Source organism: Pararcticibacter amylolyticus (genome assembly GCF_003130405.1).
In the GTDB taxonomy this organism is placed as follows: domain Bacteria; phylum Bacteroidota; class Bacteroidia; order Sphingobacteriales; family Sphingobacteriaceae; genus Arcticibacter; species Arcticibacter amylolyticus.
Genome location: NZ_QEAS01000029.1, coordinates 2,323 through 14,888 on the forward strand (window position 1 = coordinate 2,323; position 12,566 = coordinate 14,888).

At 47.1% G+C, this 12,566-nt stretch carries 5 protein-coding genes; all 5 read right to left on the reverse strand.

Annotation, left to right across the window (positions count from 1 at the left end; genetic code table 11):
• Positions 1 to 4,615, reverse strand: a 4,615-nt coding sequence (locus DDR33_RS23245) for an RHS repeat domain-containing protein (RefSeq protein WP_109418220.1), incomplete at its 3' end; no start/stop codon positions are given.
• 45 nt (positions 4,616 to 4,660) lie between these two features.
• Positions 4,661 to 7,681: an RHS repeat domain-containing protein gene (locus DDR33_RS23250; RefSeq protein WP_109418206.1), complete on the reverse strand. Its 3,021-nt coding sequence runs from the start codon at positions 7,679 to 7,681 to the stop codon at positions 4,661 to 4,663.
• A 167-nt stretch (positions 7,682 to 7,848) separates the two neighbouring features.
• Positions 7,849 to 9,246 carry a sugar MFS transporter gene (locus tag DDR33_RS23255; protein ID WP_109418207.1) on the reverse strand — a complete coding sequence of 466 codons (1,398 nt, stop codon included), beginning with the start codon at positions 9,244 to 9,246 and terminating at the stop codon, positions 7,849 to 7,851.
• Between the two features lie 70 nt (positions 9,247 to 9,316).
• Entirely contained in the window at positions 9,317 to 10,198 is an 882-nt protein-coding gene (locus DDR33_RS23260; protein ID WP_109418208.1) for an ROK family protein, read from the reverse strand.
• A 73-nt stretch (positions 10,199 to 10,271) separates the two neighbouring features.
• On the reverse strand, positions 10,272 to 12,563 hold the full coding sequence (locus tag DDR33_RS23265) for a GH92 family glycosyl hydrolase (RefSeq protein WP_109418221.1): 2,292 nt from the start codon (positions 12,561 to 12,563) through the stop codon (positions 10,272 to 10,274).
• Positions 12,564 to 12,566: the final 3 nt, after the last annotated feature.

The following is a 12,566-nucleotide window of genomic DNA, read 5'->3' on the forward strand; positions in this document are numbered from 1 at the left end:
CATCATCGTCCTCACCAGCCCCTTGTCTTGATTGTTTATATGCGTTGAATGCCGCTTTCGCATCATCTCCCATAAAGGTAATTGAGCTAGCGTCCCACATAATTTCCTTTCCATTGGGATCGATATTATTTACAGGGTTATTGTCTGTATAGTGATAGGGCGAGATATACAAAAACTTCTCCGTTAGTGGGTCCACTGCAGTCCATCTCCCAATCCCCGCATCATACATCCTCGCTCCATAATCCAGGAATCCCACATCCCCTACTACCTGTTCTTCCTTTCCATTATACTTGTACCGGTTATCACTAGCCACGTAATCATTTCTCTTATGGCGTGCTCCAAACGGATAGTAATCATTTTTTTCCAGCACAGCACCGTTACCGTCTACCACCACACGGGTACTGCCCAGATGATCCCTCAGGAAGTAGTTCACCATATAACCATCCGCCTGCTTCCTGATCACCCCATGATCAAAATGAATCGCGTCCACATTGATCCCCGAACCATTCTTGGCATATACCACTGACCCAGCATAGTCAAAGCCATTTGTACCAGTTCCGTCACGCACGCTAAGCTTAGATCCATCTGCCGCCCACTTATACGTCGCCTTTACCGTTTGACCCTGCTTCACCATGTCTGTCAAATTAAGAAAATTATACCCGTATGTCAAACTTTTCCGGCTGTCATAGATCATGTTGCCATTGGCATTATACTGATATGTTCCCTGGGCAGTGCCTCCCTGTACAAGGATATCCGAGGCTCCGGGTGAGGCTACTGATTCGTTCAATGCCGACAGGCGGTTCCCCTCATAGCTGTACGTCAGGTTGTCGACTATGCTGCCTCCGGCTGAACGCTGCAGCGTCAGGATATTGCCGTTCTTGTCATAGCTGATACCATTTTCAGTATAATGGCTCGTCGCATCTGTCCAGTTAGAACCATCTGATACATACTGCTGCGCTCCGGTAAGCCGCTCCGCTGCATCGTATTTCAAACTGTACATGTTATTAGAACCACTGGTATGCTGCCAGCTCCACTCGCTGATCCCTCCTCCGAATAACTTTGTGGAACCAGGAGTAAGGATATTGTTATAACGGAGCCCCATAGAGAAATAGGACCCTGATTTTTCGGTCAGCCAGCTCCTTACGTTATACCCCATACTCTCAGCCGTGGACCACGATCCCTTGGCATATTTCTGGCCATTCAACCGTCCTGCCTCATCGTAAGTATAAGCGACAGCCGCCTGTTCTACGCCGTTGACAGTCACTTTCTCAGTTAGACGGCGGTTCGCCTGATCATACGTATAAGCCGTCAGGATATTTGTTTCCAGTCCCTGAACAGACTGACTCTCCAGCACAAACAGAGGGCTTCCGGCAAAATTGTATTTGTAACTTAAGCGGTTGCTACCTCCGGTCACCTTTTCAGCAGCCTGTACGACGCGCCCCCGGTTATCGTAATACTTTACAGAATAGAGGTAGTCACTGCTGATCACCCCGCCCGACTCCAGCTGGGCGGTAAGAGTGCCGGTCAACATCCCTTTAGCACTAGTGTACCGGACGCCAAAACCACCTTCCGGAAGGCTATCCGTAGTACCTCCCGAAACAACCGCATGAAAGTTTGAACCGGCAGGTACATAGAACCCGGGCTGAAGGGTAATGCTCCGGGTCGCCTCCACATAAGTTTCCTGATACGAGTCAAGCTGGATATCTGCCTTTCCATAATCTTTATAGCCGGCCCCGGTAATACCGTTGGTATTCAGGAACGTATAATTATCATAATAGTTAACCGATAATATCTCAGGACTTGTAAGGGTAATACCGGAAACAGTATATCCCTTAAAAGCATTTGTTCCGCCTGTGTATTCCGCCTTGACTAATATATCTGCCAGCGGGTTACTCTGGAAGGAAAGGCTGTTTGTACACTTGCCGGTCAATGCCACACGGCCAAAGGCATCAGGAATTGAAAAGGTCCATTCCGGCGTCGCTTTGGCCCTTTGTTCCCCATCCTGGGTATAGATCACGCGGTCAGCTTTGTCATATATCGAGTAGATGGGCTCGCATCCCGGGAGCTTCTTCGAGATGCAGCGGTTATAAGCATCGTATTTATAGATATAAGCGAAGTTCTTAACAGCTGTTGCTGATTCGTCCCATGTGGTATTAGTTGCCGTCAGTGCATCCGAAGCAAGCGGCGGGAGAACGAAACTCAAGTTACCATAGTTATCATACACGTAGTACGTATCATGTGGCAGAGTGCCGTTCATCCTTCGGGAAAGTACCATCCGCCCCGCTTTGTCTTTAAATTCATAGCTATCGTGATTATCCTCGTTTGTTGTTTTCGTTACATATAGTTCGTTATCTGCATAAAAGCCGGTCTTTGTAAAAGTCCGCGCGGCAGGACTTCCACCAAGCATATATCTGGCACAAGCCAATGGGCCTGATGTGCCGGCATTTGCTATCCGGTCGCTTTTCACAGAACGCTTGTTTTTAAACCAGTCGTCACCCGGCCCGTACTGTTCCACAACCAGGTCCAGCGGAGACCCGTCATAAACCGTCTGGCTGTAGGGCCGCTGGTCGTTTTCGTACAGCGTTGCAGCCTTAACTTCTATTTGTAATTGTTCTGGGGACAAGTACTGCCCCCCGTGTGTATTTTTGGCGATGGGCAACCAGGATTTGGATTTCCTGAAATATCCATCCGTCTCCTGCAACGTTACTCTGTCGCCGCCAAGAGGAACAGCATCCAGTTCTATGTTTACTGTCGGATAACCGAAGTGGTTGAAATACTGTACGCTTCGCTGTAGCTGACCGGTGGTGGTTGTCTCCAGGCTGTCGGTCTGAACAGTTGGAACGATGGAAATAATATGCGGCTGCCCTGCCGTTGTATGGAGAGTACCAGAAGTGCTCCTAGCTTCAATGGTGGTGGTTATATTACCATTCTGGGTATTTCCCTCCGATACCACGTAGTAAGTTCCCGGCGGCATTTGCTCCACTTTTATCAGTGCATTTCCTGTGCTGGTGCACTTTCCTTCCCCTGTATAGTTGTCGTTGGAGTAGAGAACCACACCATGTGCATCCAGCAGGCTCATATACGTATCAGGAACCGCCGATCCGCAATGGCTGACAGCCACATCCATTACCTCCGTTAGAGTAAACTTGTAAAAAACATCTTTAGTCGACATTCCCGGGAATTGATCGGTGAATGCTGATGCGGTATTCTTAGTGTCGGTGAAATGAAAACCAGCATCATGTGTCCCCGCATCGATAGCTGTGGTCAGCATATCCCCCATGGGACCAATGGTGGTGCCTTTAATAGTGGTCGTGATATTACCGTCCTGTGCTCCGTCCGATACGACATAATATGTTCCGGGTAACAATACCGGAACTTTGATATATGCATGTTGCGTATTCGCACAGGCCCCGGATCCTGTGTAAGTATCATTCGCATAATATACATAATGTGATGGACGATTGTCTTCAGCGTATATTTCCAGATAGGTGTCTGTAACAGCCGAACCGCAGTTATCCACGGTTATTTCCATTGGAACAGTTAGTGAAAATTTATAGAACACTTCCTTTCCGGGTTTCTGGTTAAGCCTGTTCTTACTGAAAAGACCCGTGTTCTGAGTATGACTATAAGTGAAATTTATCGATTTGCTGCCTGCATCGATCGGATTGGATGATACTGAACCCACCAATTGCTCTTTCCCGTTAATGTTTAACACATATTTCGCTTCTGTGTAGTTGTCCATTGTGAACTTGGAATAAACATAATAGGTCCCCGGTTGCAGCTCATAATGGATCTTTTGTATAGAAGGGTAGGAATATTCGATAGATTCTTCCGGGATCGTATCTCTGGATGAAGAAAGGAGGCGAATGTACAAAGGATGCATTGATTCAATTTTTGCCGACCCGATATTGTCCAGAGTAATGTCCATCGGCTTTGTAATGGTAAACTGGTGTACCAAATCACGCCTGTATTCATGAAAATCTGCCTCAGAACCGTTTTTCAAATCGCATACATAATCGGCCATCATATAGCCTCCTGTCAAGTAGTTAGATATTGTATGCGATGTATCGAAATCCGTATGAAATGTGCCCAGTATGGCCGGATAGAAAAAATCATCTCCCGGCGGCTTCGCCACAGCTTCAACTTCTATAGCAGTGATGCCATCGTCCTCCCGGGCGTGATCCCCGGTAGCTGCTTCCATAACGATATAATAAGACCCCGGTTGCAGGGAATAGACAAACGTACTATAAAGCAAATCATAAGGTTTACAGTACGCGAGCTCGTTACCGTCCGCATCGAGTATATATATCCTCGTTCCATAAACAAATGAATTTCCATAGTCGTTGATGTTGAGCTGCATCGATTTGTTAGCTATGGTCAATTTATAAAATACATCGCGGGCCGGGGGCGGACTATAATATTCGTTTGTGGATTCATCATAAAAAAGACGGGAATAGTCATCTGTATAGTTGATTGTATTTCTGGTATCCGAATATGTAAAGAAGTCTGAATAAGTCCCCATGTCGATAGCAGTCTCCATTCTGGAGCGATAACTTTGGGCTGATCCCCCCGAAGCACACAGGCTTAGCAGCAGGACATATAGATATTTTCTCATCGTGTATTTCTTATTGAAGCAGTCATGCGTGGTAAGTGGTCCGCCTTAATTTCCCAGCTTGTATATATATTTCTGAAGGATTGCCTTTCTGATATCTGACGGAGACTTAACGTCCAGGAAATAGCTGCCTGTAAGTCTGCCATAATGATCGTAATCAAACCTGGTTGTTATATTGTTTGGATCGGTAATGGAAACTACACCGTGCAATGGTTTATATTCAAATGTGGTGATACGGGCCTGGGGCAATTCTGTCCGGATCTGTTTTATTCCGGGCCAGTGAGCATATACATCCTGGATCGTGGCATTTTCTATCCTGGCCAGCGGGAACTGCCCCTGCTCGTCCCATATGAAACTGACTGGCATGCCGTCCTTTCCCATGAGCTCAGTGACGTTGCCATTATTATCGTAATCATTATATCTAATCTCATCCCTAAAAACAGGTACCTGATCTGTTCTTGATTGTACCTTCGCGGGAAGGCTGCTATTTGGCAGAAATAAGATCCTGCTCTCCTTCCAGCTATTGTTTTCCATATGCTTATGGCGGGAAAGTATAGCTGGATAACCCGGAAGATAATCCAGGCTATCAATCACCACTGTACCATCACTGTTAGTCGTTTGAATATGCCGTGGCTTTAGTGAGGAACCGGGGTCGCCCCAATTAAACTGATAATCATATATCTTTTGGGTAGTAACCACACCCTGCCCGTCATCGCTGTCGTAATAGGTTCTTTCTGTCTCTTTCTCCAAAGCCCCGTAAGTCTCCGTATCCAGATAATAGGAGGTCTGTACACCTGACGGAGATCCGGCAGGATAGTAGTTCCCGATCGTAAATACATCATTTAATTGCAGGTCCTCTGTATTACCGATAATTCGCCGGTGTGGCAAGTCCAGGGCAATGTTGCCTCCCCATGCTACTTCAGTCTTATAACTATATTCTGTTTGCGAGGCTAATTTGTTATTTCGGAAGAGATCTTTACGGATAAGCTTCCCATAAAACTGATTGGTGAGTGTATAATGATTTACATAGTCGTCAGACGGTTCACGAGGGTGTGCAGGGAGAACTCTTGCAATCTGCTGCAAGATCGTTTCAGGCTGATCCCTCAAAAAAATCTGGACGGAACCTGCAGGATCCGAATCGTCCCAGTGAAGCACATCTTCGAAATTGTGCATTTTTGCGTTGTAATAATAGGTTGTTTTAAGAAAATCGTTGTCTGTTGAATTCGTGACTATTTCAGTTACGATGTTGTACATCACCGAACTGCCACCATTAAAGCTAATGTTAGACTCAGGCATGGAAGCGTAGGTGGTTAGGAAATAAGACGAAACAGCATTCGTATTAGCGTCCACGTTCCGTTGTTTTACGGACGAAGTATAATCACGTGCGGTAACGATATGTCTGATGGCTCCGCCACCCCATACTGGTTTAAATCCCGTTATGTTGGGTCTGGTTAGCCCGTAGGTATAGTTTTTACGGATCCACTTGCCTGTCCCCGGATCAAGGGTTTGTATACGTTGTATCCGCAGTCCGCCCACAGGATGCAGATAATCCTTATTAGACGGCTTTTTATTATCGCGGAAAGCACCGAAATTTCCTTCATAGGTAAAAGTGGTAGTGATGCCCTGCGGATCTGTTATTCTGGACAATACACCTGTCTCCGTCGAGCTATGGTTCGGTTCCCGGTTTGCACCGGAAAAATTTAGCGTCATGGTTCCGGCAGGCCAGCCGTTAACATCAGGAAAAGTCATAGTTTCCCGAAAGCTGGGAACGCTTGATCCCGTCAAATATTCGGGACCGTTGTAAAAACCCCAATGATCTACCGATTTGGTATAATTATCAGGAACACTGCTGGTAGAATAATAACTAAAGGTATGTTTGCGGGACTCGGCTCCCGGGGCCGAAACGATCACCGAATCCAGCTTTGTAAGTGATGTTTTTGAATTGTAAGGAGTTATATAAAACTTAATGCGTCTTACGAGAGTGCCGTTTTGGTCCACCACTTCTATAGCATCCAGCACTTCACTATTGTAAGGAGAGCTACCTACTGTTTTATAAGAAACGGCCATTTGATTGCCCAGAAAATTAACCCCATCAAGCCGCACTCCCTTCATAACATCCGAAATATGCTTTGTATTCCCGGGATAATGCACCCCAGCCTGGGATTCCGAAACAGACCGCAACTGCGCCTCTGGCTGCCCGTCTACATGTTCAATGGCATAGTGCCAGTTATGACCGCCGGTTTCTTCTGTCAATATATCGGCAGCATGGGGATCGTTTTGGGACTTTTTTATGATAACCCTATCGTTCAGATTATAGTAATGGCCTAAAGAGTGATTATAGGGTAAAGTTGTATACGAGAAATTAATCAATGCATTGTTTGGATTATTGGGAGCCCAGATCGATGAGCACATCCAACGGGTAATGATGTTCTCTACATCTTCCCGCTCACCATCAAACAGGTATCTTACTCCCTGGGCATCCGTAATGCTCATACCGCCTCCACTGTGATATTCCACCTTATCATTCGTACGGGGGATGGACAGGAAGTCTCTACCGTACATAAAATACCCGCTACCACCTCCATTGGCTAGTTTATAGCTAAATTTATCTGGCTGGGTATCGCGCATGTTATCCACCAGTTGATTGAAATAGTTAATTTTATCCTGTTCTCCAGCGATAGCTGGATTATAATCCCTGGCAGGATTATTAAACCATCCATAGTAAGAATCGTCTGCCACCCCGCACACCTGCCTGCTCACCGACGGCTCCAGATTCAAGGTCCATCCGGTACCCGCATAGGTGCTGGCATCTTTCGGTTTCAAGCCAGAAGCATGATACGACAGGCTCACAGGGATAGTCACTTCCCCCGCCACAATCTCATATAAAGGAATCGTAATATTGGGGATCCCGGTAGAGTGGTCCACCGGGTACGACAGGTATTTCTCCATTGCAGTAGCAGTAGGAGAAACCGGAACCACCCGCGGAACATCCAGCGAGATAGTTGTTTGGGCATTTACATACAAAAAGCAGCCGGAAAGGGCAATAAAGAAGGTAATAATTGGCTTCATGAAGCAATACTACAATCTCACACTGCGGTCAAACCGCAGTGGAGCTTTCTTATCTAAAAAATCCATCCTGCCAGCACGCAATAGACTTAAAAATCCTTCCATAAAAAAACCGCGCAGGTTATTACCCCTGCACGGCTTCATTCAACAACTAAAATATAAAATAAACACTAGTGTCCGGATCTCAACGGCCCTCCCGTTTCCACTACCACCCTCTTCGAACAGAAATATCCGAAATACAGGATATACCCGTAACAAACAGCCGGAAGGAAGAACGAATACTGGATGCCAATACTGTCAGCCAGGCTGCCCTGCAGCAGTGGCACCAAAGCTCCGCCCAGGATGGCCATGACCAGCAGGGATGATCCCTGGCTTGTATAAGCTCCCAGTCCCGAAATAGAAAGCGTAAAAATATTCGACCACATGATCGAATTAAACAGCCCGATGCTGATCAGCGCCCACATTGATATGCTCCCCTTCGTGAAGATCGACACCAGCAGCAGGATGATATTAATAGCGGCAAACAGCGACAACGTCCGTGCCGGAGCCGATTTCCCTATAAAGAAAGCAGCCAGGTTCAGCACAATAAACCCGATGAACACACTGATCTGCCCAAAGGAAAGATCCACAATACTAAAGATCAGCGCAAAGATCGCCAGCGACGTGGCCACCATATAGATCACCTTTTTCGAGGAGCTGATATTGTTATTAAGAGAGATAGAACCCAGAAACCGGCCGATCATCGCACCTCCCCAATACAGTGAAAGGTAATTCTTGGCTACCGCATGCGAGATGCCCGCAATATCATCATGCGTAATAAAGCTGATCATAAAACTCCCGATGGTCACTTCCGCTCCCACATAAAAGAAGATCCCCCCTATACCGAGCTTCAGCTGCGGGAACTTAAGTGCACCCAGCCCGCTCATTTCCGTCTCATCCGCTTTAAACAAAGGGAGTTTTACCCGGCTCATAAACACAGCCACAACAAAAAATACCACCGCGAATATCAGGTACGGCATCCTGGTAGCTCCCGCAGACAGTTCACCACCTTCGGCAAAGAATTGGAAGATCAGAAATCCGCCAATGATCGGCGCAATGGTAGTACCAAAAGAATTAAACGCCTGGACCAGGTTCAGCCTGCTGGAGGCAGTCTCCTCAGGCCCTAAAAGCGAAACATAAGGATTAGCGGTGATCTGCAGCAAGGTAAACCCGAGCCCCAGGATAAAGAAAGCTCCCAGGAATAACCCGTAAAGCGACATAGAAGCTGCCGGGTAAAACAGGCAGCACCCTATTCCCGAAATCACGAGCCCCAGTAAGATCCCGTTCTTATACCCGATCTTATTGATCGGGTCCCCATGAAAATGTGAAATAAGAAAATATATCAGGGAGCCTGTAAAGTAAGCCCCGAAAAAGCAAAACTGCACCAGCATTGCCTGGAGATAAGTTAACTGAAAAAGCTCCTTTAAATGCGGGATTAACACATCATTCATACAAGTGATGAAGCCCCACATAAAGAAAAGCAACGTGAGGGCATACAGCGGAACGCTGCCTGATCCATCCTTCTTCATATTATTTCGATTAATTGATTAATACCCGGGGATTGGCTCCCCGGGCGCATATATTGATTAGCAAAAATGATTATTTCGTGATAGCGCCGGCTTCAATAAGCGCGCGTTTCCAGGTACCGGCTGCACCGATCAGCGCAGCCTCTTCTCCTAACCTGGCAATACTGATAGGGATTAAATGCCCGTGCGCAGCCAGAACTTCTTCCGCCTGCTTCAGGTACAACTCCGGAGATTTGGCTATGTTTCCACCCAAAACGATCGCTTCCGGCTTATATGAATCCGCACATTCACTCAGGAATATGCCAAGAGTCTTCCCAAATTCGTCATAAATATCCGCAGAAACAGGATCCTCCAGCAGCTGTTTAACCCCCTGGATATCCTCTGCTTTCAGTTCGGCATATCTTTTCAGGAACCACCTGGTTGAGAGGTACTCCTCTGCAATACTGTCGCGGAACGGCGCACGCCAAAGATCCGCATCTGTCACCTCCCCGTCCTGGTAAAGAGCAGAACCCAGTCCGGTGCCAAGAGTAAAGCCCATCACCGTCTGATACTGTTCGTCCAGCGTGCCGAGAACTTCTCCCTGAAGAAAGCAGCACGCATCATTCATGATCTTGATGTCGGCCGCCCGGATCCCTAATTTCAAAGCAAGCATTTCCTTGATGTTAAGGCCATAAAGCTTTTCATATTTATCCTGATCCTTGATCCAGCAGACCCCCAGGTCATAGTCGAGCGGCCCCGGCATCGCAATGCCGATCTTTGTCACAGCCAGTCCTGCCAGGCTGAAAGATTGATTGATCGCCTCTGCCCAGGCCGACATGATGGTATCCGCCTCTTCATGTGAATTGACAAATTTCCGAACATATGATTCCCGGAGCATCTCTCCGGTTGTAATATTTATAAGTGCTGAAGTAATATGGGATCCCCCTATATCAATTCCTAATACTAAAGAATTCATTTAACGAAGGTCTAATCGCTGATTAATTAAATAACTTCGGCATATATAGGGATAATAAAACGTTTTAGCAAATTTATTTTGCTTTTGGAGACATGAAGAAAGTCAGCTTCCCGCCTCCCATGATTTCCTCGTTTGTGATGAACCTCCTGTCAAGCGCTTTTCCATTCAGCAGGACCTTCTTTACATAGACGTTTTTGTCACTCTGGTCCATTGCTTCCACCGTAAAGGTCTTCCCGTTTTCAAGGCTTACTACTGCCGACTTCACAGAAGGACTTCCCAGCCAGTACCTGTCGGATGCCGGAGCCACCGGGTAGAACCCGAGTGAGCTGAAAATATACCAGGCACTCATCTGGCCGCAGTCATCATTCCCTCCCAAACCGGCAGGGCCATTATGATACTGCTTCTTCAGGATCATGCGAACCCGCTCCTGTGTTTTCCAGGGCTGGTCCGTCCAGTTATACAGGTAAGCAACATGGTGCGAAGGTTCATTCCCGTGCACATAGTTTCCAATGATTCCTTCCCTGGTAATATCCTCTGTCTCTGCAAAGAACTCATCCGGCAGGTGCATCGTAAACAAGGAATCCAGGTGAGGCACAAACTTCTTCTTCCCTCCCATCAGGCTGATCATCTGCTCAGGATCATGAGGAACATAAAGACTGAAGTTCCAGGTATTCCCTTCAATAAATCCCTGTCCGTCTGTTTTAAGCACGTCAAATTCCTTCTTGAATGTGCCATCACTCATCTTCGGGCGCATAAACCCGATGGAAGCGTCATAAACATTCTTCCAGTTACCAGAGCGTTTGATAAACTCCTCATAAATATCCTGCCTGTTCAGCTTTTTGGCAAGCTGTGCGATACACCAGTCATCGTAAGCGTACTCCAGCGTGGAAGAAACGGATGTGCCGTTCTTATCTGCCGGTATATATCCTTTATCGATATAATCTCCGATCCCTTCATAGCTCCTGTGGCGGGCAGTTGTCACACATGCTTCCAGCGCCCTCTGCGCATCTCCCTTCCAGTTACCTTTAATAATCGCGTCTGCAATGACCGATACGCTGTGATATCCGCTCATACACCAGTTATCATTGGCATAATGCGACCAGATGGGAAGCATCTTTAGCGCACTCTGGTCATAATGCGCAAGCATCGAACTGACGATATCGGCATTTCGCGAAGGATTCACAATGTTCAGGTAAGGATGGAACGCCCGGAAGGTATCCCATAAAGACAAGGATGTATAATTTGTAAAGCCATCTGCCTTATGAACATTCTGGTCCAGCCCCTTATACTCACCGTTCACATCCATGTAAACGGTCGGCATGATCGCAGCATGATACATCGCTGTATAGAAATTGATCAGTTCTTCCCGGCCGCCTGCCTTTACTGTGATCTTGCTCAGCTCCTTGTTCCATTCCTCCTGGCCTTCCCGCTTCACCCGGTCAAAATCCCAATGGGGGATTTCCGCCCGCATATTCTCCAGCGCATTCCTGGTACTCACCGGCGACAAAGCGAACTTGATCTTCACCTTCTCCTGGTCTTCCGTCTTAAAATCGAAATACATCCGCATTTGCCTTCCGGCCAGGTCAGGGAAGTTCTTCGTCTGGTCAAATTTCCTCCAGAAGCCCCGGTAAACCTGCCCCTTTGAATAGTCTTTCATCCCGTACTGCGTAAACGGCTTCGAAAAAGACATTGCGAAATAGACCGTACGTGTCCTCGCCCATCCATAGGTCTGCCGGAAACCTGTCACCAGCGTATCGTTCTCCACCCTGACAAACGTCCACACATTCTTATCGTCATAGTTATAAATCCCCGCCATCAGGTCGAAGATGATATGAGCCTCATCCGACTTCGGAAACGTATACTGGTGAAACCCTGTACGCGTAGTGGTCGTCAGTTCCGCCAGTATATTGTGATCGTCCAGCTTCACCTTATAGTAATTCGCCTCCGCTACTTCGTTCGCATGCGAAAAAGCGGACCTGTACCCGCTCCCCGGATTGTTTTCCGTCCCAGGGTTTAGCTGAAGCTTTCCGGTCGTCGGCATGATCAGGAAATCTCCCAGATCAGAATGTCCCGTTCCGCTGAAATGCGTATGGCTGAACCCCACGATCGTCGGATCATCATACTGATACCCCGCACAATATTTGTAAACATCCTTATTGTATTTCCCGTTCATCTCGTAAGGGATCGTATCCGTCTCCGGGCTAAGCTGAACAGCCCCAAACGGCACCGTCGCCCCCGGAAAAGTATGCCCCATCTTTTCCGTCCCGATGATCGGTTTTACATACTGAACCAGGTTAGAACTATTCTTCACCTGTCCGAAAGCTGCTACCCAGCAAAATGCGGAGATAAATGCGATGAACCTCATTTT

What these genes read in the sequence shown, in the direction of transcription:
- DDR33_RS23250 (WP_109418206.1), bottom strand. Translation starts at nt 7,681, where the DNA reads ATGAAGCCAATTATTACCTTCTTTATTGCCCTTTCCGGCTGCTTTTTG.
- DDR33_RS23255 (WP_109418207.1), bottom strand. Translation starts at nt 9,246, where the DNA reads ATGAAGAAGGATGGATCAGGCAGCGTTCCGCTGTATGCCCTCACGTTG.
- DDR33_RS23260 (WP_109418208.1), bottom strand. Translation starts at nt 10,198, where the DNA reads ATGAATTCTTTAGTATTAGGAATTGATATAGGGGGATCCCATATTACT.
- DDR33_RS23265 (WP_109418221.1), bottom strand. Translation starts at nt 12,563, where the DNA reads ATGAGGTTCATCGCATTTATCTCCGCATTTTGCTGGGTAGCAGCTTTC.